Origin of the sequence: Mesorhizobium sp. WSM4307, assembly GCF_007003945.1 — a bacterium.
GTDB lineage: Bacteria > Pseudomonadota > Alphaproteobacteria > Rhizobiales > Rhizobiaceae > Mesorhizobium.
This window is the reverse complement of the sequence record NZ_VFTB01000019.1, coordinates 24,912-51,165: the sequence shown is the minus strand read 5'-3', so window position 1 is coordinate 51,165 and position 26,254 is coordinate 24,912. Positions and strand designations below refer to the sequence as shown.

Here is a 26,254-nt window from a genome sequence, read left to right as displayed (position 1 = left end):
CGGATTTTTGGATCCGGGAGAAATGTTCCGACCTAGCTGGATATTGCTTCTGGAATGACCGAACCGGTGTTCTTCGCGCCATCACGCCGGTATACGGCGGCCGAAGTCGCGAATCTGACTGGCTCGGTGCTTGTCGATTCCGGCCAATCCGACGTTTCGATCGAGGCGCTGGCGCCGGCCCACGAAGGCGGCGCAAATGCGCTCGTCTTCGTCGACGGCAGGCGCAATTCCGCGCTGATGCCATCATTGCGGGCGGCCGCGGTGCTGTGTCCGGCGGAATTCGCCAACAAGGCGCCGTCCGGCGTCGCCGTATTGATCCATCCGCGTCCGCAACAGGCATTCGCGCTGGTCGGTCGGCTGCTGTTTCCGACAGCCGCCACGCCAGGCCCAATGACCGGTGAAACCGGTGTTTCAGCGCATGCCCATATCGATCCGACCGCGCATGTCGAAGCCGGCGCCATAGTCGAGGCCGGTGTGGTCATCGGGCCAGGCGTCTCGATCGGCAAGGGCACCGTCATCGCGCCAAACGCGGTCATTGGACAATCCTGCCAGATCGGCCGTGACGGCTATGTCGGCCCGGGCGCCAGCATCCAGTATGCGCTGATCGGCAACCGGGTCATCATCCATGGTGGCGCCAGGATCGGCCAGGACGGCTTCGGCTTTGTCGGCGGTGCCAAGGGCCCGGAACGCGTTCCCCAGATCGGACGGGTCGTCATCCAGGATGATGTCGAGATCGGCTCCAATTCCACCGTCGACCGCGGCGCCATGTCCGATACGATCATCGGTCAGGGCACCAAGATCGACAATCTCGTGCAGATCGCCCATAACGTCCGCATCGGCCGCAATTGCATAGTGGCGGGGCTTTCAGGTATTTCCGGTTCCGTGGTCGTGGGTGACAACGTTACGATGGGCGGTGGCGTCGGGCTCGCGGATCACTTGACCATCGGCTCGGGGGCCAAGCTTGCCGCCAGAAGTGGATTTATGAGCAATGTTCCCGCCGGCGAGATCTGGGGCGGTTATCCGGCACAGCCGATGGCGGAAGCCATGCGGGAGATAGCCATGTTGCGCACGATGGCCAGGGCACGCAAGCAGGGCAAGGACAATGGCTGATATGGTGGCGGCGACGACGCTGGAAGCGGTCGACATACTGGGGCTGATGAAGCTCCTGCCGCACCGCTATCCTTTCCTGATGATCGACCGCATCGTCGACATCGATGGCGACGATTCCGCCGTCGGCATCAAGAACGTCACCATCAACGAGCCGCATTTTCAGGGGCATTTCCCGGAGCAGCCGGTGATGCCGGGCGTGCTGATCGTCGAGGCCATGGCGCAGACGGCAGGCGCCATCTGCATCCGCAGCCTTGGGGCGTCGAAGCCGTCGCTGGTCTATTTCCTGACCATCGACAACGCCAAATTCCGCAAACCGGTCGTTCCCGGCGACCAGTTGAAGATTCACGTCAAGAAAATCAAGAAGCGCGGCAACCTGCTCAAATTCGCCTGCGAAGCCCTGGTCGATGGCACCAAGGCGGCCGAGGCCGAGATTTCAGCCATGATGGTCACCGGCGACTGACGATCGAGTGCTTATGAAAATCAAGACTTCAATCCATCCTTCCTCCGTCGTGGAAGAGGGCGCTCAAATCGGTCAGGGCGTGCGCATAGGGCCGTTCTGCCATATCAGCGCCGAGGCCGTGATCGGCGATGGTGTCGAACTGGTCAGCCATGTCTCCGTCATAGGCGCGACCACCATCGGCGCCTCGACCAAGGTCTATCCGATGGCGACATTGGGCGCACCGCCGCAGAACACCAAACACAAGGGCGGCCGCACGACGCTGGTCATCGGCGCCAACTGCACCATCCGCGAAGGCGTCACGATGCATGTCGGCACCGACACCAGCCGCGGCGAAACGACAGTGGGCGACAACGGCAATTTCCTTGCCTACGCCCACATCGCCCATGATTGCGTTGTCGGCAAGAACGCTACCTTCGCCAATGGCGCGACGCTGGGCGGCCACTGCGAGATTGGCGACAACGTCTACATAGGCGGCCTCAGTGCCGTTCATCAATTCGTGCGCGTCGGCGACAATGCCTTTCTTGGCGGGTGCTCGGCCTTCGTTGGTGACGTCATTCCCTATGCCATTGCCGTCGGCAACCGCGCCAGCTTGCGCGGTTTGAACATCATCGGCCTCAAGCGCGCCGGTCTACCGCGTTCCGAAATCCATCTGTTGCGCAAAGCCTACAAGACAATTTTCGACCGCGCCCGCACCGTCGGCGAGAACATCGAATTCGCCAAGGCCGAGTTCGCCTCTTCGCCGACCGCCATGAAGATCGTCGACTTCATCAGCAGTCGCGGCAAGCGGCACTATGCAGTGCCATCGCTAAAAGGCAGCGATGGCGACGATACCGACGATGAAGACTGAGGCCGCTTCCGCCGGTCTTGATCTCCCGCCAGATGCCAGGGTCGGCATCATCGCAGGCGGCGGCAGTCTTCCGGTCGAAGTCGCGGCCGGCTCGGCCGGGCAAGGTTATCCGCCCTTCATCGTCCTCATGGAGGGCGAAGCCGACCGTCTGCCGGAATTGTGCCGGTACGAGCATGAGACCCTTGCCCTGGAGGCGATAGGCTCGCTTATTCCTTTGCTCAAACGCCACCGGATTACCCATCTGGTGCTTGCCGGCGAGATCAAGCGCCGGCCAAGGCTGACGCATCTGCGCCCAAGCCTTAGCCTGCTGGCGGTGATACCAATTGTTGTCATGGCGCTGGCGCGTGGCGATGATGGCTTGCTGAAGGTGGTGGCGCGCGGTCTTGAGGCGCGAGGGATTAAGGTCATGGGCGCCCACGAGATCGTGCCGAGCCTGGTCGCCGCCGAAGGCGTCTTGACCAAAGCGGCGCCGCAGAAATCGGATTGGCGCGACATCGAGGCAGGCTTTGCGGCGGCGAAGGCCATCGGGGCGCTGGATATCGGCCAGGCGGCGATCGCGGTCGGCGGCCGGGCCATCGCGCTCGAGGGTATCGAGGGTACGGCCGGATTGCTCGACCGCGCCAAACTGCTGCGTGGCCACGGCCGCATCGCCGGCAAGACCCGCGGCGTCCTGGTCAAATGCGCCAAGCCTGGCCAGGAACTGCGCGCGGACCTTCCGTCCATCGGGCCGCAGACGGTCGAAGCCGCCCATGCGGCGGGGCTTGCCGGCATTGCCGTCGAAGCGGGGCGCTCGCTGATCCTCGAAGGCCCCGCGACTCTGTCGTGCGCCAATGAACTTGGCCTGTTCATCGTCGGCCTGGCCGCAGCGGAGCCCACGCATGGCTGACAAGGGGCTGAAGATCGCGATCGTCGCCGGCGAGGAATCGGGTGACCTGCTTGGCGCCGACATCGTGCGCTCGCTCCGCCAGATAACAGGTCGCGAGGTGCAGCTTGTTGGCCTCGGCGGCCGGCATCTCGGCGAATTGGGCCTGGTGTCCCCCTTTGATGCCGGTGAGATCGCGCTGATGGGTTTCAGTGCCGTCCTGCGCGATCTGCCGCGTCTCATCAGGCGGATCGGTCAACTGGCCAAAACCATCGCCGAGGAAAAGCCGGACTGCCTGGTCACCATCGACAGTCCGGACTTTTCCTTGCGCGTCGCCAGGAAGGTGCGGGCGGCCAATCCGTCGATACCGATCATCCACTATGTCTGCCCGAGCGTCTGGGCGTGGCGGCCGGGCAGGGCGGTGGCGATGAAGCCCTATGTCGACCACATCCTCTGCATCCTGCCTTTCGAGGTGAAGGAACTCGACCGGCTGGGCGGCCCGCCGGGCACCTATGTCGGGCATCGCCTGACGCATGATGCGGGCGTTCTTGCCGCCCAGAAGGCGCAGGCCTTGCCGCGCGATCTTGCCCAGGACCGAATCAAGACATTGCTCGTCCTGCCGGGCTCGCGGCGCGGCGAGGTACTGCGGCTGATCGAACCATTCGGCGAGACCGTGTCGATGCTGCGCGCGCGCGGGCATCGGCTGCGACTGCTGCTACCGACGGTTCCGCATGTCGCCGATCTCGTCAAATCCTCGGTCAACCGTTGGGACGAAAAACCCGAAATCATCGTTGATCCGCAACGCAAATGGCAGGCTTTCGGCAAGGCCGACGCCGCGCTGATCGCATCGGGAACCGTATCGCTGGAATTGGCTTTGGCTGGTGTGCCGATGGTGTCGTCCTACAGGCTCGATCCGGTCGCCCGTGCCGTTGCGCCGTATCTTGTTTCGGTCTGGTCGGCGCTGCTGCCCAATCTCATCTCGGATCGCGCCCTTATCCCGGAGTTCTACAACGAGTACGTCAAGCCGAACAATCTGGCTCGCCAACTGGAAGCGTTGTTCGCCGACAGCGGCATGCGCGCCTGGCAGAAGGACGGCTTTGCCGAGATCGCGCGGCGCATGGCGACGGACAAGCCATCGGGTGAGATCGCGGCGGGCGTGGTGCTGCGCCATCTAAAAAAGGCGCCCTGAGAGGCGCCTTTTTTATGATCTAGACAGATTCGGTCAGCGCTTGGCGATCGGCACGTAGTCGCGCTCCGGCGCACCGGTGTAGAGCTGGCGCGGGCGGCCGATCTTCTGGCGCGGATCCTCGATCATCTCCTTCCACTGCGCGATCCAGCCGACGGTGCGGGCGACCGCGAACAGCACGGTGAACATCGTGGTGGGGAAGCCCAGGGCCTTCAGCGTGATGCCGGAATAGAAGTCGACATTCGGATAGAGCTTCTTCTCGATGAAATAGGGATCGGTCAGCGCGATCTTTTCCAGTTCCATGGCGATGTCGAGCAGCGGATCGTCCTTGATGCCGAGTTCGCCCAGCACCTCGTGCGCCGTCTTCTGCATGATTTTCGCTCGAGGATCGTAGTTCTTGTAGACGCGGTGGCCAAAGCCCATCAGCCGGAACGGGTCGTCCTTGTCCTTGGCGCGGGCGATGAACTCCGGGATGTGATCAACATGGCCGATCTCGCCCAGCATGTTCAGCGCCGCTTCATTGGCGCCACCATGGGCCGGGCCCCACAGGCATGCAATGCCGGCGGCGATGCAGGCGAACGGGTTGGCGCCCGAAGAGCCGGCGAGGCGAACCGTCGAGGTCGAGGCATTCTGCTCGTGATCGGCGTGCAGGATGAATATGCGCTCCATGGCGCGCGCCAGCACCGGGTTGATCTTGTACTCCTCGCACGGCACGGCAAAGCACATATGCAGGAAGTTTGCCGCGAAACCGAGATCGTTCTTCGGGTAAATGAAGGGCTGGCCGATGTGATACTTGTAGGCCATGGCCGCGATCGTCGGCATCTTGGCGATCAGACGCATCGACGCCACCATGCGCTGGTATGGGTCCGAGATGTCGGTGGAGTCGTGATAGAAGGCCGACAGCGCGCCGACCACGCCGCACATGACGGCCATCGGGTGAGCGTCGCGGCGGAAGCCGGTGAAGAAGCGCGACATCTGCTCGTGCACCATGGTGTGGCGCGTCACGCGGTAGTCGAAATCGTCCTTCTGCGCCTTTGTCGGCAGTTCACCGTAGAGCAGGAGGTAGCAGACTTCGAGGAAGTCACCGTGTTCGGCCAGCTGGTCGATCGGATAGCCGCGGTGCAGGAGAATACCGGCATCGCCGTCGATGAAGGTGATCTCGGACTCACAACTTGCCGTCGAAGTGAAGCCGGGGTCGTAGGTGAAGGCGCCGGTCGTGCTGTAGAGCGAGGCGATGTCGATGACGTCGGGTCCGACGGAGCCGCTTCGCACCTTGAATTCATGGGTCTTGCCGGCGAATTGAAGCGTTGCGATAGCCTCTTGGTTCGCGCCGCCCACATCCAGTTTTTTCGCAGCTTCGGTCATTGCAAACTCCTTGTTGTTTCCTCATGCCGGCAAAGGCAAATTCTGCAGAGCGACACGTCGAAATCACCGCAATGCGCGTATTCGCCACCGCATTTTAGGAGGTGCGTGCCAGATTGGGCCAAGGCCTAATGTTGCACTGCGAAACGCCCCTTTCAATGCCAATCTTCTTGGGCCAGTTCGCTCCTAATCGATTTGATCCGCTATGCGCGCCAGGCTTTCCTCGCGCCCAAGCACGGCAAGCACGTCGAACACGCCGGGCGAGGTGCTTTTGCCGGTCAGCGCGGCCCGCAACGGTTGGGCCACGGCGCCAAGCTTGTGGCCACCGGCCAGCGCATAGTCGCGGATCGCGGCTTCCGCCGCGGCCGCCGTCCAGTCGCTCGACAGCCCATTCAAAGCTTCGTGAGCGCCGCGCAGGATTTTGCGGGCACCGTCATTGAGCAGGAGGGCCGCCTTCTCGTCGACCGGCAGCGGGCGCGTAGCGAACAGATAGGCCGCGCCATCGACGAGTTCGACCAGCGTCTTGGCGCGCTCCTTCAGGCCCGGAAGCGCCGCCAGCAACTGCGCCTTGTTGTGTTCGTTGAGGCGCGCGGCCATCGCCGGGCCGCCCTCGAGATAGGGCAGGGTGGCGATGAAGATGTCCAACAGCTCCGCGTCGGCCATGCGCCGCATATGCGCGCCGTTGATGGCTTCCAGCTTGGCGAAATCGAAGCGGGCAGCGCCCTTGTTGACGTCGCCGATATCGAACCAGGAGATCATGTCCTTGATCGACATGATCTCGTCATCGCCATGACTCCAGCCCAGTCGCGCCAGATAGTTGAGCAGTGCCTCCGGCAGGTAGCCCATGGCCCGATAGGCTTCGACGCCGAGCGCGCCATGGCGCTTCGACAGCTTGGCGCCATCGGCGCCATGGATCAGCGGGATGTGCGACATAGACGGCACGTCCCAGCCCATGGCGTTGTAGATCACGGTCTGGCGGGCGGCATTGGTCAGGTGGTCGTCGCCGCGGATGATGTGCGTGACACCCATGTCATGATCGTCGACGACGACGGCATGCATATAGGTCGGGTTGCCGTCCGAACGCAGGATGATGAAGTCGTCGAGATCCTTGTTGGGGAAGCGCACCTCGCCCTGGACGCGGTCATGGACGATCGTCTCGCCTTCGGTCGGCGCCTTGATGCGGATGGCGCCCTTGACGCCCGCAGGCGCCTCCGAGGGGCTGCGGTCGCGCCACTGGCCGTTGTAGCGCGGCGGCAGGCCCTTGGCCCGTGCTGCCTCGCGCATGGCTTCGAGCTCGGCCGGCGTTTCGTAGCTGTAATAGGCCTTGCCCATGCGAACGAGTTCTTCGGCGACCTCGCGGTGGCGCGGCGCGCGCTCGAATTGCGAGACCGCGTCGCCGTCCCAGGTCAAGCCGAGCCAGGTGAGGCCGTCGAGGATGGCGGCCGTCGCGGCGGCGGTCGAACGCTCGCGATCGGTGTCCTCGATGCGCAGCAGCATCGTGCCGCCGGTGTGTTTGGCATAGAGCCAGTTGAACAGCGCCGTGCGCGCGCCGCCGATGTGCAGATAGCCGGTGGGCGAGGGGGCAAAACGGGTGACGACCTTGTCGGACATGAAACTCTCGGAAACCATCTGAAGCGGGGTGCGGCTGCGCGGACTTTCGCGCGTCGCGCGTTCATGTAGCATAGGGCGTCAGCGGTGCAAGGGGCAGACCCGATGGCTGGACGAGGCCGGGGCTCGGAACAGGGCGAGGACGCTGGTGTTGGCGTCAGCGAACGGTCCCTGTTTGCGATTCCGCCGCCAGTCTCGCAGCCGCTATCGCCTCTGGTGCCGGGCTCCGATCGTCAACCGCCGCAGGCGGATATGCCGGCGACACTTCCGCCGCCTGCTTCAGGCCGGATTGTGCGTGTCCGGCGGCGACTCGCCCGGGTTTCCTGGCCTCGCCTGCGCCATGGTGCGGCGACGGCAGCGGAGCTCGAGCTTGACCGGGGCATCGCCTTCCTGCTGGTGCCGGTTTGTCTGGCCGCTGGAGCGATCGGCTATTATTCGCTCGCGGCGGAGCCTGATTTTGCAAAGCCTGTCGCGGTCGTCGTGCTGATGGCGGTCTGTGCGCTTGTTTCGCGCTCCTGGCCGAAAACCCATCTGGGCTTCATGGCGGCATTGTTGTGCGCGCTTGGCCTGCTTGTCGCCAAGGTCGAGACATGGCGGGCGGGCACCCAGATGCTGGGTTCGGAAATCTCGACGCAAGTGACCGGCCGCGTCGTTTCGCTCGACCGGATGGAGACCGGCCGCATCCGGCTGACCATCGACGTGACGTCGACCGCACGGCCGAAACTGCGTTATGCGCCGGAAAGGGTCAGGCTTTCGGCGCGAGATATCCCGGCGGAAATGACCGCCGGCTCCATGGTCACCGGCTACGCTAAACTGTTGCCGCCGACCGGCCCGGTGCGGCCGGACAGCTACGATTTCTCCTTCGACAGCTATTTCGCCGGTATTGGCGGCAGCGGCTTCTTTCTCGGCAATCCAAAGCTTGTCTCAGCCACGGACGACGAGGTGCCGCTCACGGCCCGCCTTTTCTCCGGGATAGAAAATGCTCGTGAAGCCATTGCCGACCACATCAGGGCCAGGGTTGGCGGTGCCGAGGGTGAGATCGCGGCGGCGCTGATCGTCGGTGTGCGGGCCGGCATTCCCGATGAAATCAACGAGGCGATGCGGCGCACCGGCATCTATCACATCATCTCCATTTCCGGGCTGCATATGGCGCTGGTCGCCGGCACCATTATGGGGCTGCTGCGCGGTGCCTTTGCGCTGTTTCCGGACTTTTCCGCGCGTCGGCCGGTGAAGAAATATGCGGCCGCCGCCGCACTGTTCTCGATCGCCGCCTATCTCGTCATTTCCGGTGTCGTCGTTGCCGCCGAACGCAGCTTCATCATGCTGGCGGTGATGCTTGTTGCCGTCCTGTTCGATCGCGCGGCACTGACCATGCGCAACCTCGCCATCTCGGCGATCGCCGTCATTGTGGTGTCGCCGCATGAGGTCGTCGGCCCAAGCTTCCAGATGTCGTTCGCTGCGACCGCCGCGCTGGTCGGCGCCTATGCCGGCTGGGCGGATCACCATGCGGGAAAAGCAAGACCGCCACCGCCAAAGCGAACTCTGCCGGGTTTTCTCACGCGAAAATTCCTGCTGGCGACGGGCGGGCTGGCGATGACCTCCATCATCGCCGGCTGCGCCACGGCGCTGTTTGCCATCTGGCATTTCCAGCGTGTGTCGCCGCTCAGCCTGTTCGCCAATCTGGCCGTCATGCCGATCGTGTCACTGATAGTCATGCCTTTCGCTGTTCTCAGTTCTCTTGCGATGCCCTTTGGTGCCGACGGCCCCTTCCTTTACGTGATGGGCAAGGGCCTGACCGCAATGATCGCCATATCGGCGTGGATATCGGAACGCTCCCCGGTCGATGCGGTCGGGCTGATTTCGCAGCGATCCGTGCTGCTGGTGACCATCGCCCTGGTCATCGCGACGATGGCGACGACCTGGCTGCGGCTCGCGGCAGTGCCATTCGCGCTTGCCGGCCTGCTGACAGTATCGGATACGCGCACCCCGGATGTGCTGATTTCCGAAGATGCGCGGTTGGTGGCGCTGCCGATCGGCGGTGGAGAACTCGCGGTCAGCCGGGCTCGCCCGAACGAGTTCACCGTCGACAATTGGAAACGCGCGCTGGTGTCCGAAACCATCGTCGTGCCGGAGATGTTCGACAGGGCGGACGGGCAATTCGACATTGCCGATGCCGTCAATCTGCCGCCGGGAGCACCGTTCTACTGCACGGATGGCGTCTGTCTTGCACGGCACCCGTCGGGTGCGATCATCGCGCATGTCGAAGACCGCAAGGATACCTGGAAAGCCTGCGGTTTCGCCGACCTGATCGTCGTCAATGACGCGACGGGCTATGATGCCTGCCACAATCCGCTGGTTCTTGTCGTCACCAAACGGCAACTTGCCCGCAAAGGCAGTGCCGCCGTGTTCTTCGACCGCCAATCGGCAACTGGCCCGCCAACCGTCAGCTTCGCGGTGGACGGGCCGTATCGGCCTTGGCACGAGCAGCGAAAATTTTCGCGTGAGGCGAGGGGGCTGGCGCCCTATCAAAAACCCGAAAAGACGGCCGCTCCTGCTCAGTAACGCCGGATCAGCCCGACAAGCTTGCCCTGCACCTTGACCCTGTCTGGCCCGAAAATGCGCGTCTCGTAGGCCGGGTTGGCGGCTTCAAGGGCGATCGAGGCGCCCTTGCGGCGGAACCGTTTCAGGGTTGCTTCCTCCTCGTCGACCAGCGCCACGACGATCTCGCCCGGGCTCGCCGTGTCGGCGTTGCGGATGATGACCGTGTCGCCGTCGAAGATGCCGGCGTCGATCATCGAGTCGCCCTTGACCTCCAGCGCATAGTGCTCGCCACCCATGATCATGTCCGGCGGCACCGAGATCGAATGCGTCTGGTGCTGGATGGCATCGATCGGCACACCGGCGGCGATGCGGCCCATCACTGGGATCGACACGGCGGAAACCGCATCGTCATCATTGCCGGCCGCAGGCAAACGCGACTGCGCCGGTTTGATCTGGCGGCCAAGACCGCCCTGGCCGAGGCTGCCCTGGATGACGCTTGGCGAGAATTTCTTTGCCGCGTTAAGGCCGGGCGCGATCGAATCCGGCAGCCGCAGCACTTCCAGTGCCCGCGCCCGGTTGGGCAGCCGGCGGATGAAGCCGCGTTCCTCCAGTGCCGTGATCAGGCGATGGATGCCCGACTTGGAGGCGAGATCGAGCGCTTCCTTCATTTCGTCGAAGGACGGCGGAATGCCGCTTTCCTTGAGCCGTTCATGAATGAACATCAGCAGTTCATGTTGCTTGCGTGTCAGCATGGCGGCCCCCGAGGCGTTGAACGACGGATTTGAATCAGAATCGAAAAACAAACCCAGAACAAACACTATCTGTTCCAGTTGTGTTCCGCAACTGTTTAAAGTTTAATGAATTTGTTAACGCGTCTGAAATTTTTTGACCGGGGCAGAGGGTCGCGATCAATGATTTCCCTGCCGGTACGCGCATTGAAATCGTTTCGGTTAATGGTCTGTGGCCTAGCCCTGAACGCGGTTTGGCATCAGGTGTTTGGGAGGCGTCTGCGGGGCGGATTTGAGCGGCGTATCGATCCATTCCGGCAGAACGAAACGAAACCAAAACGCCAACGATCGTGAGTTCAGGCCGGCACGGCCACGTGGATCCGGACGCCGCGGAAGCATCATCCGGAAACCGCTTTCAGGCTGCCGGCGCGCGCGGTGTAAGTGTTGGCGCCGTTGTCTTCGCTGTGGACATAGACATGCAGCGTGTAGCCGATATGCGCCGTCATCAGCGCCTTTGCCCGCTCTACATCCCGATCGAGCGCCGCTTCCATGATCGCGGTGTGATGCTCGATGGCGATCGCCTCGCGCAGCGCGTCCATTGCCTCGCCATAGCCGTCCTTCAGGCCGGCCGCCGCTCGCAAAGTCGGCGCCAGGCCGAGAAACCGATGATGCCGGCGCAGCTGATCGGCGATCGTCGAGCGGAAGCGCAACAGCCAGTTTGACGTCGCCGCGCTCAGCAGCGCCGCATGGAAGGCCTCGTGGCTCTCGTCCCATTTGTCGACGGCGGCATCGGAAGGGTCATCGACCGCGGTCTTGCAGCGGGAGAGCCGGTAATGAGCGGTAACGACCGCGTCCTCCCATTCCCTGCCGCCGTTCGCGATCGATTCCAGGAACAGCGGCATTTCGACAACCATCCTGGCGCGCGCCAGGTCCTCGAGCTCGGCGCGTGACACGGGAGCGACGGCAAAGCCGCGATTGCTGATGGCGGTGACCAGGCGTTCGGCTTCAAGTCGAGACAAGGCTTCACGCAGCGGCGTCCAGCCGACGCCGTATGTGCCGCGCAGCGCGCTCAGCTTGAGCGGCGCCCCCGGCATGAGGCGAGTGGTCAGGATATCGCGCCGCAGCAGCTGATAGGCCGCCTCGGTCTTCGTGGAATTGTTCTGATCCTGCATCGCGATCCGTCCATCATCGGCTTATGAAAATTATATATGAAGGGGGAGTATGGCAAGAATTATATATAATGTTTGACACGCGGCGAGGGACTGACCATGATCGCCGCAGTTGCCGTCCTTGAGAGCGGCGCTGATCAAATCTGGGAGGAAATGATGTTGAAGTCGAAATCCGCTTGGCTGTCGGGATTGGCCCTGGCAGCCGCATTGATGGTCAGCGCCGGCAGCGCCGCGGCCGATCAGATACGCATCGGCATCGCCAATTTCGGTGAGCATCCGCAGCTCAATGCCGCCATAGCGGGCTTCAAGAAGGCACTGACGGACAAAGGCTTTGTCGAGGGCAAGGACGTCGTCTACACCGAAAGCCACACCAATTTCGATGCATCTCTGGTGCCGCAGATGATCGCCAAGCTGCAGGCGGAGCAGCCCAAGCTGATCTATACCATCACCACGCCGGTCTCGCAGATCGCCAAGAAGGCGCTCGCCGGTTCCGGGATTCCGATCGTCTTTGCCGCGGTCACCGATCCGGTGGCGGCCAAGCTGGTGCCGTCGTGGGACGCCGGAGACGAAGGCATGACCGGCGCCAGCGATCTGCAGGATGTCGCCGCGGTAATGGCCTTCACCAAGAAGCTGCTGCCGAACGCCAAGCGCTTCGGCGTGCCCTACAATCCGGGCGAGGCCAATGACGTTGCCCTGATCGAAAAGATCAAGGCGGCGGCACCCGCCGCCGGCTTTGAAGTCGTCGAAGTCGGCATCGACAACGTCAATGACATCCAGCAACGCATCGCTTCGCTCGCAGGCAAGGCCGACGTGATCTACGGTCCGGCCTCGAACCTGATCCAGCCGGCGATCGCCGCCGTCTCTGCAGCCGCGCGCCAGGCGGGAATCCCGGTCGTCAACTCCGATGACAGCGCGGTCCGCAACGGTACCGTGCCGGCAAGCTTCGCGGTCAATTACACGCAGGTCGGCATGAACGCCGGCAACATCGCGGCCGAGATCCTCAAGGGCAAGGATCCCAAGACGATCGCGCCGTCGCGCCCGGCCTATAAGGACCATATGGCAACGATTTCCCGCAAGGCGATGGCCGCGTTCGGCATCGAGATACCGGCTTCGATGGCCGATTGCGGCTGCATCGTCGACTGATATCGGGCTGGACGGGCGACGGCGCCGTCGCCGTCGCCCATCAGGCCAGGGAGGAACGATGCTCGATATCCGATCCGCGCGCAAAGTATTCTACAAGGGGCAGGCCGACGAGAAGGTCGCGCTGGACGGCCTCAGCCTGTCATTGGCCACCGGCGATTTCGGCATCGTCATCGGCTCCAACGGGGCCGGCAAGAGCAGCATGCTCAACGCCATTTCCGGAGCTCTTGTCCTGGATTCCGGCAAGATCCTGATCAACGGCGCGGACGTGACGGCCATGCCGGTGCACAAGCGCGCCACGCGATTGGCGCGCGTCTTCCAGGATCCGATGCGCGGCACCGCCGCCAGCATGACCGTGGCGGAGAACATGCTGCTGGCCGATCTGCGCAGCCGAAAACGCACGCTGCGACAAGGGCTGAACGCCGCGAGGCTCGCGTCCTACAAGGAGCGCCTGTCGATATTGGGCCTCGGCCTTGAAAATCGTCTCGACACCCGTGTCGACCTACTCTCGGGCGGGCAGCGTCAGTCGCTGTCGCTGATCATGGCTGTCGGCGGATCGCCGGACCTGCTGCTGCTCGACGAGCATACCGCGGCACTCGACCCGCGCACGGCCGAGATCGTCATGCAGGCGACGGTGCGCGCCGTCAACGCGCTGAAACTGACCACGCTGATGGTGACCCACAACATGCAGCACGCCGTCGACTATGGCAGCCGGGTGATCATGCTCGATGCGGGCCGGGTCCTGCTGGAGGTCACTGGCGAGGAGAAGGCCAGGGTCACGGTTATCGATCTGATCGGCCATTTTTCCATCAAGACCGACCGCATGTTGCTGGCGAGCTGATCACCATGGGCTTTATTCAGGACGTTCTCACCAGCTTTGTCGCGATCATGCCGGTGACCCTGGCGCAGAGCCTGATCCTGGCCTTTGTCGTGCTCGGCATCATGATCCCGTTCCGCATGCTGAATTTTCCCGATCTGACCAGCGAAGGCGCCTTTCCGCTGGGCGGCTGCGTCTGCGGCGTGCTTCTTGCCGCCGGCGTATCGCCGCTGACCTGCATCGTCGTCGCATTCGCGGCGGGCTTCGCGGCGGGCTGCTGCACCGCCTTCATCCATCTGCGCTTCCGCATCCACACGCTGCTGGCGGGCATCCTGATGATGACGATGCTTTACAGCATCAACCTGCGCATCATGGGCAAGTCCAACCTCTCGGTTTTCGGCTCGCCGACCGTGTTCGACTGGGTCCCGTTCGCACGGCCGGGTTTTCCGGCCAGCAAGATCGTTGTCGCCGGCCTTCTCGCGCTCATCGTCTTCGCGGCGCTCTACATGTTCTTCAGGACCGAGAAGGGGACTGCCGTGCGCGCCGTCGGCGCCAATCCCGACATGGCCGAGGCGCAAGGCATCAATGTCTGGGCGGCGACCATCGGCGGTGTCGGGCTGGCGAGCGCGTTTTCGGCGTCGAGCGGCGCACTGATGGTGCAGTCGCAGGGATTTGCCGACGTCAATATGGGGCTGGGTATCCTCATCAACGGCCTGGCCGCGCTGATGATCGGCGAGGCGGTCGTCGGCAAGCAGACGGTCTGGCGCCAGCTGCTGGCGCCCTTTGCCGGCGCGATCATCTATTACCAGCTGGTGTCGTTCTGCCTCGCCGCCGGCATGCCGCCTCCCGACCTGAAGCTTGCCACGGGCCTGTTCGTGCTCGCCATGCTTGCCCTGCCGAGCCTCAAGCGCGGCCGGGGATCCGCGCCGGCCCGCGAAGCCATCCGTGAATAATCAGGACCTAAACAACCAGGGAATGTCACAAATCATGCGCGCACCGCTCGATCTCGCAGCAGTCGAAGCCATGGATGCGGCCGATCCGCTGCGCGCCATGCGCGACCGCTTCATTTTGCCGGAAGGCGTGATCTACCTCGACGGCAACTCGCTGGGTGCGGCGGCGCCCGCCGTCTTCAACGAGCTGCAGAAGGCGGCGACGCAGGAATGGGCGCAAGACCTCATCCGCGCCTGGAACACCGCCGGCTGGTTCGACATGCCGGTCGCGCTCGGCGACCAGCTCGGACGGCTGATCGGCGCCGCTTCCGGCCAGACGGTGGTCTGCGACACGACCTCGATCAACATCTACAAGGTGCTGCATGCGGCACTCGGCATGCGGCCGAATCGCTCGGTCATCGTCGCCGAGGGCGACAGTTTTCCAACCGACCTCTACATGGCCGAAGGCGTGGCCTCGACGCGGCCGGGCACGGTGCTGCGGCTCGAAGGCGTCGATGCGCCCACCATCGAGGAACTGATCGACGAGCGCGTCGCCGTCATCCTGGTCAACCACGTCAACTACAAAACCGGACAATTGCGCGACATGGCCGCCCTGACATGCAAGGCCCATCAGGTCGGCGCGCTGATCGTCTGGGATCTCTGCCACACGGCCGGCGCCTTGCCGGTCGAGCTCGATGCCGCGAACGCCGATTTCGCCATCGGCTGCACCTACAAATATCTCAATGGCGGTCCGGGTGCGCCCGCCTTCATCTATGCCGCGAAACGCCATCATGATGATGTCCACCAGCCGCTGAGCGGCTGGTGGGGCCATGCGCGGCCCTTCGCTTTTGAACAAGGCTACACGGCCGGCAGCGGTATCCGCCGGTTCCTGTGCGGCACGCAGCCGGTGCTGTCGATGCGGGCGCTGAAAGGGGCACTCGATATCTGGGATGATGTCGACATGGCGGCGGTGCGCAAGAAGAGCATCGCGCTCACCGACCTGTTCATCCAGCTCGTCGAAGCCAGATGCGGCGCCTACGGCCTCGAACTCGAAGGCCCGCGCAACGGCAATGCGCGCGGCAGCCAGGTGTCGTTCCTCCACCCGCACGGCTACCAGGTGATGCGGGCCTTGATCGAGCGCGGCGTGATCGGCGATTTCCGTGCGCCGTCGACCATCCGCTTCGGCTTCACGCCGCTCTATGTCAGCTACAAGGACGTCTGGCGGGCGGTCGAGGTGCTGGAGGACATCCTGCGCACCGGCGCATGGCAGGAAGCGCGTTTCGCGGTCAAGACAGCGGTGACCTGAGAGGTCAGCGCATTCCAGGAAAAGTGTTGGCGGTTTTCCCACAGGAAATGCGCCAAAGCAAAAAGTCAAAGTCGGGTGCGAACCGTCCACAGTTCGGGAAACAGCACAACCTCGAGCATCTTCTTCAGGTAGGAAGCGCCTGAGGTGCCGCCGGTGCCGCGCTTCAGGCCGATGATGCGCTCGACCGTGGTGACATGGTTGAAGCGCCAGCGGCGGAAATAGTCCTCGAAGTCGACCAGTTTCTCGGCCAGCTCATAGAACATCCAGTAGCGCTGCGGATCGCGGTAAACGGTCTGCCAGGCGACCAGGACTTCTTCGTTTTCGCTGCGCGTCTCGCGCCAGTCCGTGCGTCTGGCGTCGGCGCCGATGTCGAACCCATTGCGCGCCAGAAGCAGCAATGCTTCATCATAGAGCGACGGCTCGGCCAGGATTGCCTCCAGCTTGCCGGCGAGGTCCGGCCGGTGCTTGTGGGGTCCGAGCATTGCGAGGTTGCGGTTGCCCGCCATGAATTCGATGGCGCGGTACTGCCAGGACTGGAAGCCCGAGGACTGGCCGAGCGCATCGCGGAATTCGGTGTATTCGCTGGGCGTCATCGTGCGCAGCACGTCCCAGGCATTGTTCAACTGCTCGAAAATCCGGGCGACGCGCGACAGCATCTTGAAGCTCGGCTCGAGCCGGTCGGCGCGAATGGAGCGGATGGCGGCGCCGATCTCATGCAGAGCGAGCTTCATCCAGAGTTCCGAGGTCTGGTGCTGGATGATGAACAGCATCTCGTCATGCGCCGACGACAGCGGCGTCTGTGCGTCCAGCACTTTTTCCAGATGCAGATAGTCGCTGTAGGACATGCGCTCCTTGAACGACATCTGTGCGCCTTCGGACGCCGGATCGTAGGGCTCGCTCAATTGATTTTCTCCGTGCGCAGCCGGAAGCGCTGGATCTTGCCGGTCTGGGTCTTGGGCAGGGCGGCGATGAATTTGACCGAGCGCGGGTATTTGTAGGGCGCGATCGTTGCCTTGACGTGGTCCTGCAGGCGCTTGACGGTTAGCGCGTCCGCCGCCACGCCTTGCACCAGCACGACATGCGCCTCGACGATCTGGCCGCGTTCGCCATCCTCGGCGCCTATCACGGCGCATTCGGCGACATCGGGATGCGACAGAAGTGCCGCCTCGACCTCGGGCCCGGCAATGTTGTAGCCGGCGCTGACGATCATGTCGTCGGAACGCGCGGCGAAATGGAAGAAACCGTCCTCGTCCTGGGTAAAAGTGTCGCCGGTGAGGTTCCAGCCGTCGCGCACATAATCCTTCTGCCTGTCGTCGGCCATGTAGCGGCAGCCGGTCGGGCCGCGCACCGCCAGCCGCCCGGTCTCGCCGCGCGGCACCTCGCGCATCGTGTCGTCGACGATGCGCGCCTCATAGCCGCCCACCGGCTTGCCGGTCGATGCAGGCTTCATGTCGCCAAAACGGTTGGAGATGAAGATGTGCAGCATTTCGGTGGCGCCGATGCCGTCGAGGATCGGCTTGCCGGTCTTCTCGGTCCATTCTTCGAAGACCGGAGCCGGCAAGGTCTCGCCGGCCGATACGGCGACGCGCAGCGACGACAAATCGGCGCCTTCATCCATGGCTTTCAGCATGGCGCGGTACGCGGTCGGCGCCGTGAAGGAAATGGTCGCTTTGTAGGTCTCGATGATGTGGACCATGTTGGGTGGCGTCGCCTGTTCCAGCAACGTCGCCGCGGCACCGAAGCGCAAGGGGAAAATCGCGAGGCCACCAAGGCCGAAGGTGAAGGCGAGCGGCGGCGAGCCGACGAAGATGTCGTCCGGCGTCACCTGGAGAATCTCGCGGGCATAGGCATCGGCGATGATCAGGAGATCGCGGTGGAAATGCATCGTCGCCTTCGGCACGCCCGTCGTGCCCGAGGTGAAGCCGAGCAGCGCGACATCGTCGCGGCCGGTGTTGACGGCGGTGAAGGTGACCGGCTTGTCGAGGGCGGCGCGGTCGAGTTCGGCATCATGGTTGGCGGTGCCGTCGAAGCCGATCACCTGCTTCAGGAAGGCGCTGTCCTTGGCGCAGGCGGTCATCTCGTCCATCAGCCTGGTGTCGCAGAGCGCGGTCGTGATCTCCGCCTTGTCGACGATCTTGGTGAGTTCGCCGGCGCGCAGCATCGGCATGGTGTTGACGATGACGGCGCCGACCTTGGTGGCGGCCAGCCAGCAGGCGACCATTGCGGGATTGTTGGCGGAGCGGATCAGGACCCGGTTGCCCGGCTTCACGCCGTAATTCTCGACCAGCGCGTGCGCCAGCCTGTTGGTCCAGTCCGACAGTTCCTTGTAGGTGCGGCGGCGGCCATTGCCGATCAAGGCGGTGTGGTCGCCGAGGCCCTTCTCGACCAACCTGTCGGTCAATTCGACGCCGGCGTTGAGATGCTCAGGGTAATCGAAGCCGTCGAGCAGGAAATCCGGCCATTGATCCGGCGGCGGCAGATGATCGCGCGTGAACGTGTCGATATGCGCTGAAGGCCCAAGCATGTCGCCGCCATCCCATTTGCTGCCTGGCCAGCGCGCGAGGCATCTGGCCGAGGTGGTGGATATGAAGTTCCCATCGTTCGCGAGAGGCTTCGTGCAGCCAACTACACCTGTTTGTCGACGCCACCGGAAGGGTGGGATCCGCAGGTTTGGACAGCACAGCAGACCTCCCATTGTCGGCTGTTCTTCGGGCAGGATCGCACCAGTCGAAATTTGTTTCAAGCCTAAAATGTTTTTGCCCTGGAGCATTGACGCATGGCACGGTGGCGGCCATTGCTAGCGCCAAACGGATGCGCTTTTGGGGGAGGGTACGGATGCTCGAACATCGCATTGCCGATTGGAACAACGCCTACGCCAATGGCGCGAATATCGCCGGCAGCGACCGCTGGCCGGCCGCCTGGGCGGAGCCGGCGCAAGCGTTTCGCGACGCGCTTTCGGCGGCGGGACGGGCACGGCTGGACATCGCCTATGGCCAGCGACCGCGCAATCGCTTCGATCTTTTCCTTCCCGAGGCCGCGCCCAAGGGGCTCGTCGTGTTCGTCCATGGCGGTTACTGGCTGGAGTCCGACAAGAGCGACTGGTCGCATCTGGCCAAGGGCGCTGTCGGCAGTGGCTTTGCCGTGGCGATGCCGTCCTACACGCAGTGCCCGGACATACGTATCGCCGGCATCGTCCGCGAAATCGGCGCAGCGATCGAGAAAGTGGCGGCGCTGGTCGACGGACCGCTGATTTTGACCGGACATTCGGCCGGCGGACATCTCGCCAGCCGCATGGTGACCACATTAACGCCGCTAGCGGCGGATGTGGCAAAGCGAATACGTCATGTCGTTTCGATCTCGGGCCTGCACGACCTGCGGCCGCTCATGCGCACCGCTATGAACACCGCTTTGGCAATCGACGAGGCCGAAGCCCAGGCCGAGAGCCCCGCGCTGCTGCGGCCCCTCGATGGTGCTCGCATCACCTGCTGGGCCGGCGGCGGCGAGCGCTCGGAGTTCCGGCGGCAGAATGCGCTGCTGGCCAATATCTGGACCGGCCTTGGCGCCGCCACCAGCTGCGTGGTCGAGCCCGACCGGCATCATTACGACATTGTCGATGGCCTTGCCGATCCGGCGCATGCGCTGACGCGAACCTTGATCTCGGAATAGGTGAGATCGTTTTTTTCCTGTTATCAGTCAGTTATGGGATAATTCTTCAGCGCAGCATTAGAACACTGCACGAATCCCCGGCGGCGGATGCGGGGGCAAATGGCGCCCGTACGATCAGCCCATTGGCGTCGGCCAGCATCCTCAGCATGGACGAGTCCTGGATGCTGAACGGCGTCGCCACCAGTTCGCCTTCGTCTTCCCTGACCACCGCGCGCACATAGTCCTGGCGCAGATCATTGGCCAGCATTGCGGCGCCCAGCCGCGCCGGACGGATGTCCTGGCGATGATTGCGGCCGCCGAGCCTCGCCAGAAGTGGCTTCAGGAACAATTGCGAGCAGACCAGGCTGGCCACCGGGTTGCCGGGCAGGCCGATACATCTGATAGCGCCGAGGCGTCCGAACATCAGCGGCTTGCCGGGGCGCATCGCGATCTTCCAGAAGCCGAGCGTCATGCCTTCGCCGGTCAGCACGTCATGGATCAGGTCATGGTCGCCGACCGAGGCGCCTCCAAGCGTGACGATGACATCCGCACCGGCCGCGACCGCCTTTTTGACCAGCGCTGCGATGGCTTCCTTACGGTCGGCGGCAATGCCAAGATCGAGCGCGCGGGCGCCGACCGATTGCGCGGCAGCGACGACGCCATAGGCGTTGGACGAGATGATCTGGTCCGGTCCGAGTTCGCTGCCGGGCGGCAGCAGCTCGTCGCCCGTAGCGATGATGGCGACCAGCGGCCGTTTGACCACGTTCACTCTGGGATGGTTGGCCGATGCCGTCAGCGAGAGCGCCGCCGCATCGAGTAGCCGACCTCTTTCAAGCAGGACATCGCCTTTCGAAAAATCGAGGCCGATGCGGCGGATGTTGCGCCACTCCGCCGTTGGTTCGATCACTTCGATGCGCCCGCCGCCGAGGTCGCGGACGTTTTCCTGGATGACGATGGTGTCGGCGCCCTCGGGCAGCGGCGCGCCGGTGAAGATGCGCACCGCCTGGCGCTCGCCGACGGGGCCGTCAAAGCCACGTCCGGCCGGCGCCATGCCGATCACCGAGAGTTTCGACGGCACGGACGCCACATCGGCAGCGCGGACCGCGTAACCATCCATGGCCGAAGCGTTGAAGGGCGGTTGTGTGCGAAGTGCGACGAGCGGTTCCGCCAGCACCCGATCGACTGCCTCGAACAGAGGCACGCTTTCGCCGGCCAGGGGGGCTGCGCCATCCAGCAGGCGCTCAAGCGCCTCGGCCACCGGAACCAGCGCCATCAGGCGCCAGCCTTGTAGTCGCCGGACTTGCCGCCGGTCTTTTCCACCAGGCGGACACCGGAAATGACCATGGCGCGGTCGACCGCCTTTGCCATGTCGTAAATGGTCAGGCAGGCAACGGAGGCAGCGGTCAGCGCTTCCATCTCGACGCCCGTCTTGCCGGTGACGCGCGCCAGCGCGGTGACTTTCAGGCCCGGCAGCGCATGGTCGGGCTCGATGTCGACGGAAACCTTGGTCAAGAGCAGGGGATGGCAGAGCGGGATCAGCTCATGCGTCTTCTTCGCCGCCATGATGCCGGCGATGCGGGCAGTGCCGAGCACATCGCCCTTCTTGGCGTTTCCGGCGAGGATGGTCTTCAGCGTCTCGGGCTGCATAGAGACGAACCCTTCGGCGATCGCGGTGCGGGTCGTCTCTTGCTTGTCGCCGACATCGACCATATTGGCCTCGCCCTGCGCGCCGAGATGGGTGAGGGCGGCCTTCATCGTCAGACGGCCTCGGCCAACGCCTTGCCGGTCAGCAGAATGCGGGTCGCCGCGGTGACATCGTGTTGCCGCATCAGGCTCTCGCCGACAAGGAAGGTGCCGATATCCTTCTTCTGCAGCCTGAGGCAATCGTCATGTGTGAAGATGCCGCTCTCACTGACCAGCAAGCGGTCGGCCGGCACCATCGTTGCCAGCCGCTCGGAGGTTTCGAGGCTGGTCTCGAACGTTCTCAGATTGCGGTTGTTGATGCCGATCAGCCGCGACGACAGTTTTAGCGCGCGCATCGTCTCGGCCTCATCATGCACCTCGATCAGCGCATCCATGCCGAGTTCGAATGCGGTCGCTTCCAATTCGCTCGCCAAGGCATCGTCGACGCTGGCCATGATGATCAGGATGGCATCCGCGCCCCAGGCGCGCGCCTCGTAGACCTGGTAGGGGTCGAACAGGAAATCCTTGCGCAGCGCGGGCAAGGCGACGGCTGCGCGGGCCCTGGTGAGGAATTCCGGCGCGCCCTGGAAGGACGGTGCATCGGTCAACACCGAAAGACAGGCGGCGCCGCCCTTCTCATAGGCCTGCGCCAGTGCCGGCGGATCGAAATCGGCACGGATCAGCCCCTTGGAAGGACTTGCCTTCTTGATTTCCGCGATGAGGGCGAAGCGACCCGATCTGCGCTTCGCCACGAGGGCTGCAAGAAAGCCGCGTGGTGCGTCGGCGTCCTTCGCCCGCGCCTTGATCTCGGCCAGCGGCACGCGTGCCTTGGCGGCGGCGATCTCGTCGCGCTTGTAGGCCTCGATCTTGCGCAAAATGTCAGACACGGTTCACCCGTTCGAAATTTCGACCAGCCGGTCGAGCACCTGCAGCGCCCGGCCGCTGTCTATGGCTTGCGCTGCGAGCGCGATGCCATCGCCGAGCGTCGTCGCCTTGCCCGCGATCACCAGCCCGGCGCCGGCATTCATCAGCACGGTGTCGCGATAGGCGCCGGCAGCACCACCCAGCATGTCGCGCAAGGCCTTGGCATTGTAGGCGGCGTCACCGCCGCGCAGCTCGTCCTTGGTGTGGCGCTTCAATCCAACCTCTTCCGGGGTCAGTGTGAAGCTGCGGATCTCACCGCCGATCAGTTCCGCCACCTGCGTCTCGCCGGTGGTGGTGATTTCGTCATAGCCGTCGCCATGAACGACCCAGGCATGCTCGGTGCCCAGCGCCTTCAATGTCTCGGCCACCGGCATGATCCATTCCGGCAGAAACACACCGACCATCTGCCTGACGACGCCAGCCGGATTGGAGAGAGGCCCGAGCAGATTGAAGATGGTGCGGGTTCCGAGCTCAACGCGGGTCGGGCCGACATGTTTCATGGCCGGATGGTGCGCCGGCGCGAACATGAAGCCGACGCCGGCTTCATGGATGCAACGGCCGATCGTCTCCGGCGGAATGTCTATCTTGACCCCAAGCGCGATCAGGACATCGGCAGCGCCGGTCAGCGAGGACAGGCCGCGATTGCCGTGCTTGGCGACCGGCACGCCGGCGGCGGCGATGACGAAGGCCGAGCCCGTCGAAATATTGACGCTATGGGAATTGTCGCCGCCCGTGCCGACGATATCAATGGCGCCCGCGGGCGCCTCGACGCGCAGCATCTTGGCCCGCATCGTGGCGACAGCGCCCGAAATCTCGCTGACCGTCTCACCGCGTACGCGCAGCGCCATCAGGAAGCCGCCGATCTGCCCGGGGGTCGCGTCGCCCGACATGATGATGTCGAAGGCCTCGCGCGCTTCCTCGAAGGAAAGCGCGGTGCCGGCCGCCACCTTGGCGATATGGGTTTTCAGCGCGCTCATCTTGTCGAGGCTTGGGCAACGGCGGCCTGGTCGATGCGGACGTCATACTGCGTCTGCAACTGCGCCACCAATTGGTCGAGCAGATCGTCCGACATGCCGGAAGTGAAGGATTTTTGCGCATCCTCCGGCACCGAGCTGGCATCGGCTCCGGCGGGCTCGAACACTTCGGCGACCTTGAACAGGATCTGCCCGTCGCCGGTGGGCGAGGGGATCAAGCCGGTGCCGCCTTCGCCGACGCCGAACATCACGGCAGCGCCTTCCTTGCCGAAATCGGCATCGTCGGCTTCGCGCTTCAGGCCGCGCTTGGTCTGCTTCTCCAGCTTGAGATCGCCGGCGATGACGTCGAGCGTGGCGCCCGCCTTGAGCCGCTTGTCGAGCTCGCTCGCCTTGGCGGCAAGCCGCTTGGTGGTCTCAGCCGCCGTCCAGTCGGCAATGACTTTCTGGCGGACCTCGTCAAGTGTGCGGTCGCGAGCCGGCGTGATCGAAGCGACCTCATAGAAGATAAAGCCGTTGTCGGCCGTGGTCAGCGCTTCGTTTTCGGTTTTGGGTTCGGCGTCAAAGACCGCCTTGATCAGCGCCGGCGATTCCGGCAGGTCCTTGACGATGGAGCCGTCCGGCCTGAGGCCGCTGCGATCGATGGCGTCGATGGTGACGTCCTTCAGCTTCAGCTTGGCGGCCGCCTCGGCCAGCGAACTGCCGGAGGCGCGGGTGTCTTCGTAATTGTCGTGCACATCCAAAAGGATACGGCTTGCCTCGCCCAGCGCCAGGTCCTTGCGGATCTGGTCGGACACTTCGGCGAGCGGCTTCACCACCTCGGGCTTGATCTCGGTAACGCGCAGCAGCACCGGACCGAAGGCCCCCTGAACGACCTGGCTGACTTCATTGGCGTTGAGCGCAAAGGCGGCATCGGCAACCGCCTTGTCGGCGATCTTGTCCTTGGCCAGCGTGCCAAGCAGCGTGTCGGCCGGGGTCTTGCCTTCGGCTGTCACCAGCTTTTCGAAAGTGGCGCCGGCCTTGAGCGAATCGAGCGCGGCCTTGGCCGCATCCGGTGTCTTGAACACAAGCTGCTCGATCGTGCGCATTTCGGGCGTCGTGTAGCGCGCCTTGTTCTTGTTGTAATCGTCATTGACCTGTTGATCGGTGACGGCATTCGGATCCATGATGTCCACCGGCTCGAGGCGGACATAGGAGAATTTGCGGTACTCGGGTGCGGCGTAGCTCTTCTTGTTGGCCTCGAAATAGGCCTTAAGCACGCTGTCGCTCGGTGCCTCGATCGGCTCGACGAGCTTCTTCGGCAACACCAGATAGTCAACGGTGCGGTCCTCGCCGCGATAGAGCGCGACCGCCTTGAAGAAAGCGTCCGGCGCCTTGAGGCCGTCCGAGACCGCCTCGACGATCTGCTGGCGCACCGCCACTTGGGCGCGGTTCTTCAGGTAATCCTCGGGCCGCATGCCGACCTGGCGCAGCATGTACTCGAATGTTCTCCTGTCGAACTCGCCGCTTGGGCCCTTGAACGCCGGGTCCTCGCGCGTCAGTTCGGCCAACCGGTCCTTGGACAGGCCGAGGCCAAGCTTGCGGGCCTGTTCGTCGAGAACGGCGCCGGAGACAAGCTGAGCCAGGACCTGGTTATCGATGCCGAGCGCCTTTGCCTGTTCGTGGGTGAGGCGCTGACCGAACTGCTGCGACATGACGGCGAGCTGGCGATCATAGGCGAGGCGGTATTCGTTGATCGATACCTTGGTGCCACCCGCTGTTATCACCGAATCGTGGCCGGCAAAGCCGCCCATCAGCCGCCCGGAGATGCCCCAGGCGGCGAAACTGACCACCAGCAGCGAAAGCAATGTCTTCGCGACCCATGTACCCGCCGCGCTTCTCAATATACCAAGCATCGTTACTTCCGATTTATGCGCATTTTCGCATGCGCCGAGTCTGAAACAAGCGCAATAGCGCCCTTCCGGCCCACTGTCGATTGCTTTGTGGCCTGATTTTGGTAGTGAGGGCCAGAGCCTGATATTGCCCGGAGAAGCAGACCATGACGCCAGGAATTCGCCCGCTTGTCGCCGGCAACTGGAAAATGAACGGCACCAGCGCTTCGCTGAACGAACTCAGGATTATCGGCAACGGGTTCATGAGCGGGCTCGACGCGGAGACCGAGGCCCTGGTCTGCGTTCCCGCGACGCTGCTCTCTCATGCAGCGGAGATTCTGTCGCGCACGCCGGTCCATGCCGGCGGCGAGGATTGCCACGCCAAGGAAAGCGGCGCCTACACCGGCTGCATCTCGGCGGAGATGCTGAAGGATGCCGGCGCGAGCCATGTCATTGTCGGCCATTCCGAATGCCGCGAACAACGCGCCGAGGACGATGCGACGGTCCAGGCCAAGGCCGCCGCCGCATGGCGCGCCGGGCTCGTGGCCATCATTTGCATCGGCGAGACGCAGCAACAGCGTGAAGCGGGCGCCACGCTCGACGTGCTGTCGCGCCAGGTCGCCGGCTCGGTGCCGCCGAGTGCCACGCCATCCAACACCGTCATTGCCTATGAGCCGGTATGGGCGATCGGCACCGGCCTGACGCCGACCGCGGCCGATGTGACCGAAGCGCATGCGCATATCCGCGAAAAGCTCTCGGAGAAACTTGGTGCCGCTGCCGCCAAGATGCGCATACTCTACGGCGGCTCGGTCAAGCCGTCCAACGCGGTTGAACTGCTGGGCGTCAGGAATGTCGATGGCGCCCTGGTCGGCGGCGCCAGCCTGAAAGCAGCCGATTTCCTCGGTATCGCCGAGGCCTATCGCAGCATTTCAGGCTAAGATTCACGACGAAGGACGGGGCTGATCCCGTCCAAATTCGTTGCAAAGGGCGCGTTGCTTCCCATATTCCGGCCACGGGCTTGGAAATGCCGTGAAAGCATTGTATTGAGCCGCCTCCAATTCACCGGTCGTGTCCGCGGCCGGGCAAGGCCTTGCC

At 63.8% G+C, this 26,254-nt stretch carries 23 protein-coding genes; 12 read left to right on the top strand and 11 right to left on the bottom strand.

Features of this window, described 5'->3' with window-relative positions:
• Positions 1-54: 54 nt before the first annotated feature.
• Genes lpxD through lpxB form a run of 5 tightly spaced genes read left to right on the top strand, consistent with a single transcriptional unit; the run spans position 55 to position 4,468 of the window.
• The gene (gene lpxD, locus FJV83_RS33435; RefSeq protein ID WP_142887034.1) at positions 55-1,110 is read left to right on the top strand and encodes a UDP-3-O-(3-hydroxymyristoyl)glucosamine N-acyltransferase; all 1,056 of its coding nucleotides are present in this window, start codon (positions 55-57) and stop codon (positions 1,108-1,110) included.
• Entirely contained in the window at positions 1,103-1,570 is a 468-nt protein-coding gene (fabZ, locus tag FJV83_RS33430; protein ID WP_020628878.1) for a 3-hydroxyacyl-ACP dehydratase FabZ, read from the top strand. The genes lpxD and fabZ overlap by 8 nt, the downstream gene beginning before the upstream one ends.
• A gap of 13 nt (positions 1,571-1,583) precedes the next feature.
• Entirely contained in the window at positions 1,584-2,417 is an 834-nt protein-coding gene (lpxA, locus tag FJV83_RS33425; RefSeq protein ID WP_142887033.1) for an acyl-ACP--UDP-N-acetylglucosamine O-acyltransferase, read from the top strand.
• Complete coding sequence (locus FJV83_RS33420; RefSeq protein ID WP_142876018.1) at positions 2,389-3,303, top strand: LpxI family protein; 915 nt, start codon at positions 2,389-2,391, stop codon at positions 3,301-3,303. The genes lpxA and FJV83_RS33420 overlap by 29 nt, the downstream gene beginning before the upstream one ends.
• Entirely contained in the window at positions 3,296-4,468 is a 1,173-nt protein-coding gene (lpxB, locus tag FJV83_RS33415; protein ID WP_142887032.1) for a lipid-A-disaccharide synthase, read from the top strand. The genes FJV83_RS33420 and lpxB overlap by 8 nt, the downstream gene beginning before the upstream one ends.
• 33 nt (positions 4,469-4,501) lie before the next feature.
• Here lpxB and gltA read toward each other — a convergent pair whose 3' ends face one another.
• Together gltA and gltX are read right to left on the bottom strand one after the other, a co-directional pair.
• Positions 4,502-5,830 (bottom strand): citrate synthase, encoded by a 1,329-nt coding sequence (gene gltA / locus FJV83_RS33410; RefSeq protein ID WP_095774346.1) that lies wholly within the window; start codon positions 5,828-5,830, stop codon positions 4,502-4,504.
• Positions 5,831-6,013: 183 nt separating this feature from the next.
• Positions 6,014-7,438 carry a glutamate--tRNA ligase gene (gltX, locus tag FJV83_RS33405; protein ID WP_095774471.1) on the bottom strand — a complete coding sequence of 475 codons (1,425 nt, stop codon included), beginning with the start codon at positions 7,436-7,438 and terminating at the stop codon, positions 6,014-6,016.
• A gap of 102 nt (positions 7,439-7,540) precedes the next feature.
• Here gltX and FJV83_RS33400 point away from each other — a divergent pair, with 102 nt between their 5' ends.
• On the top strand, positions 7,541-9,997 hold the full coding sequence (locus FJV83_RS33400) for a ComEC/Rec2 family competence protein (protein ID WP_095788811.1): 2,457 nt from the start codon (positions 7,541-7,543) through the stop codon (positions 9,995-9,997).
• Here FJV83_RS33400 and lexA read toward each other — a convergent pair.
• Positions 9,991-10,728 (bottom strand): transcriptional repressor LexA, encoded by a 738-nt coding sequence (gene lexA / locus FJV83_RS33395; RefSeq protein ID WP_095774348.1) that lies wholly within the window; start codon positions 10,726-10,728, stop codon positions 9,991-9,993. The two genes, FJV83_RS33400 and lexA, sit on opposite strands and share 7 nt — an antisense overlap.
• Before the next feature lie 374 nt (positions 10,729-11,102).
• The gene (locus FJV83_RS33390; RefSeq protein WP_095793024.1) at positions 11,103-11,876 is read right to left on the bottom strand and encodes a GntR family transcriptional regulator; all 774 of its coding nucleotides are present in this window, start codon (positions 11,874-11,876) and stop codon (positions 11,103-11,105) included.
• Between the two features lie 153 nt (positions 11,877-12,029).
• Between FJV83_RS33390 and FJV83_RS33385 the strand changes: the two genes are divergently transcribed.
• From FJV83_RS33385 to kynU, 4 genes are read left to right on the top strand one after another with little or no spacing between them, the layout of a single operon-like run.
• Entirely contained in the window at positions 12,030-13,016 is a 987-nt protein-coding gene (locus FJV83_RS33385) for an ABC transporter substrate-binding protein (RefSeq protein ID WP_142887061.1), read from the top strand.
• A 58-nt stretch (positions 13,017-13,074) separates the two neighbouring features.
• Positions 13,075-13,854 (top strand): ABC transporter ATP-binding protein, encoded by a 780-nt coding sequence (locus FJV83_RS33380; protein ID WP_095774350.1) that lies wholly within the window; start codon positions 13,075-13,077, stop codon positions 13,852-13,854.
• Positions 13,855-13,859: 5 nt separating this feature from the next.
• The gene (locus tag FJV83_RS33375) at positions 13,860-14,783 is read left to right on the top strand and encodes an ABC transporter permease (protein WP_095774351.1); all 924 of its coding nucleotides are present in this window, start codon (positions 13,860-13,862) and stop codon (positions 14,781-14,783) included.
• Positions 14,784-14,817: 34 nt separating this feature from the next.
• On the top strand, positions 14,818-16,065 hold the full coding sequence (gene kynU / locus FJV83_RS33370; RefSeq protein WP_142887031.1) for a kynureninase: 1,248 nt from the start codon (positions 14,818-14,820) through the stop codon (positions 16,063-16,065).
• Positions 16,066-16,130: 65 nt separating this feature from the next.
• Here the strand turns inward: kynU and kynA are convergent, their stop codons facing one another.
• Together kynA and FJV83_RS33360 are read right to left on the bottom strand one after the other, a co-directional pair.
• Positions 16,131-16,967, bottom strand: coding sequence for a tryptophan 2,3-dioxygenase (kynA, locus tag FJV83_RS33365; RefSeq protein ID WP_142887030.1), 837 nt, complete (start codon positions 16,965-16,967; stop codon positions 16,131-16,133).
• Positions 16,964-18,589: an AMP-binding protein gene (locus tag FJV83_RS33360; protein ID WP_142887029.1), complete on the bottom strand. Its 1,626-nt coding sequence runs from the start codon at positions 18,587-18,589 to the stop codon at positions 16,964-16,966. The genes kynA and FJV83_RS33360 overlap by 4 nt, the downstream gene beginning before the upstream one ends.
• Before the next feature lie 311 nt (positions 18,590-18,900).
• On the opposite strand from FJV83_RS33360, the gene FJV83_RS33355 reads away from it, so the two are divergent.
• Entirely contained in the window at positions 18,901-19,731 is an 831-nt protein-coding gene (locus FJV83_RS33355; protein WP_142887028.1) for an alpha/beta hydrolase, read from the top strand.
• A 46-nt stretch (positions 19,732-19,777) separates the two neighbouring features.
• On the opposite strand, the gene glp is transcribed toward FJV83_RS33355, so the two are convergent.
• The 5 genes from glp to FJV83_RS33330 are packed head-to-tail and all read right to left on the bottom strand — an operon-like array spanning position 19,778 to position 25,183.
• On the bottom strand, positions 19,778-20,983 hold the full coding sequence (glp, locus tag FJV83_RS33350) for a gephyrin-like molybdotransferase Glp (protein WP_142887027.1): 1,206 nt from the start codon (positions 20,981-20,983) through the stop codon (positions 19,778-19,780).
• Positions 20,983-21,465: a cyclic pyranopterin monophosphate synthase MoaC gene (moaC, locus tag FJV83_RS33345; RefSeq protein WP_142887026.1), complete on the bottom strand. Its 483-nt coding sequence runs from the start codon at positions 21,463-21,465 to the stop codon at positions 20,983-20,985. Before moaC ends, glp begins: the two co-directional genes overlap by 1 nt.
• A gap of 2 nt (positions 21,466-21,467) precedes the next feature.
• Positions 21,468-22,280 (bottom strand): indole-3-glycerol phosphate synthase TrpC, encoded by an 813-nt coding sequence (gene trpC, locus FJV83_RS33340; protein WP_142887025.1) that lies wholly within the window; start codon positions 22,278-22,280, stop codon positions 21,468-21,470.
• A gap of 3 nt (positions 22,281-22,283) precedes the next feature.
• Positions 22,284-23,294, bottom strand: a complete 1,011-nt coding sequence (gene trpD / locus FJV83_RS33335) for an anthranilate phosphoribosyltransferase (RefSeq protein WP_095774358.1) — start codon at positions 23,292-23,294, stop codon at positions 22,284-22,286.
• Positions 23,291-25,183 carry a SurA N-terminal domain-containing protein gene (locus FJV83_RS33330; RefSeq protein WP_142887024.1) on the bottom strand — a complete coding sequence of 631 codons (1,893 nt, stop codon included), beginning with the start codon at positions 25,181-25,183 and terminating at the stop codon, positions 23,291-23,293. Before FJV83_RS33330 ends, trpD begins: the two co-directional genes overlap by 4 nt.
• A 143-nt stretch (positions 25,184-25,326) precedes the next feature.
• On the opposite strand from FJV83_RS33330, the gene tpiA reads away from it, so the two are divergent.
• Positions 25,327-26,097, top strand: coding sequence for a triose-phosphate isomerase (gene tpiA / locus FJV83_RS33325; protein ID WP_142887023.1), 771 nt, complete (start codon positions 25,327-25,329; stop codon positions 26,095-26,097).
• Positions 26,098-26,254: the final 157 nt, after the last annotated feature.

Bases quoted from the DNA above. Each gene is read 5' to 3' on its own strand.
- tpiA (WP_142887023.1), top strand. From the start codon at position 25,327: ATGACGCCAGGAATTCGCCCGCTTGTCGCCGGCAACTGGAAAATGAAC.
- FJV83_RS33360 (WP_142887029.1), bottom strand. From the start codon at position 18,589: ATGCTTGGGCCTTCAGCGCATATCGACACGTTCACGCGCGATCATCTG.
- FJV83_RS33380 (WP_095774350.1), top strand. From the start codon at position 13,075: ATGCTCGATATCCGATCCGCGCGCAAAGTATTCTACAAGGGGCAGGCC.
- lpxA (WP_142887033.1), top strand. From the start codon at position 1,584: ATGAAAATCAAGACTTCAATCCATCCTTCCTCCGTCGTGGAAGAGGGC.
- moaC (WP_142887026.1), bottom strand. From the start codon at position 21,465: ATGAAGGCCGCCCTCACCCATCTCGGCGCGCAGGGCGAGGCCAATATG.
- FJV83_RS33390 (WP_095793024.1), bottom strand. From the start codon at position 11,876: ATGCAGGATCAGAACAATTCCACGAAGACCGAGGCGGCCTATCAGCTG.
- FJV83_RS33375 (WP_095774351.1), top strand. From the start codon at position 13,860: ATGGGCTTTATTCAGGACGTTCTCACCAGCTTTGTCGCGATCATGCCG.
- trpD (WP_095774358.1), bottom strand. From the start codon at position 23,294: ATGAGCGCGCTGAAAACCCATATCGCCAAGGTGGCGGCCGGCACCGCG.
- gltX (WP_095774471.1), bottom strand. From the start codon at position 7,438: ATGTCCGACAAGGTCGTCACCCGTTTTGCCCCCTCGCCCACCGGCTAT.
- FJV83_RS33400 (WP_095788811.1), top strand. From the start codon at position 7,541: ATGGCTGGACGAGGCCGGGGCTCGGAACAGGGCGAGGACGCTGGTGTT.
- fabZ (WP_020628878.1), top strand. From the start codon at position 1,103: ATGGCTGATATGGTGGCGGCGACGACGCTGGAAGCGGTCGACATACTG.
- FJV83_RS33420 (WP_142876018.1), top strand. From the start codon at position 2,389: ATGGCGACGATACCGACGATGAAGACTGAGGCCGCTTCCGCCGGTCTT.
- lexA (WP_095774348.1), bottom strand. From the start codon at position 10,728: ATGCTGACACGCAAGCAACATGAACTGCTGATGTTCATTCATGAACGG.
- lpxD (WP_142887034.1), top strand. From the start codon at position 55: ATGACCGAACCGGTGTTCTTCGCGCCATCACGCCGGTATACGGCGGCC.
- gltA (WP_095774346.1), bottom strand. From the start codon at position 5,830: ATGACCGAAGCTGCGAAAAAACTGGATGTGGGCGGCGCGAACCAAGAG.
- glp (WP_142887027.1), bottom strand. From the start codon at position 20,983: ATGGCGCTGGTTCCGGTGGCCGAGGCGCTTGAGCGCCTGCTGGATGGC.
- FJV83_RS33355 (WP_142887028.1), top strand. From the start codon at position 18,901: ATGCTCGAACATCGCATTGCCGATTGGAACAACGCCTACGCCAATGGC.
- lpxB (WP_142887032.1), top strand. From the start codon at position 3,296: ATGGCTGACAAGGGGCTGAAGATCGCGATCGTCGCCGGCGAGGAATCG.
- kynU (WP_142887031.1), top strand. From the start codon at position 14,818: ATGCGCGCACCGCTCGATCTCGCAGCAGTCGAAGCCATGGATGCGGCC.
- FJV83_RS33385 (WP_142887061.1), top strand. From the start codon at position 12,030: ATGTTGAAGTCGAAATCCGCTTGGCTGTCGGGATTGGCCCTGGCAGCC.
- FJV83_RS33330 (WP_142887024.1), bottom strand. From the start codon at position 25,183: ATGCTTGGTATATTGAGAAGCGCGGCGGGTACATGGGTCGCGAAGACA.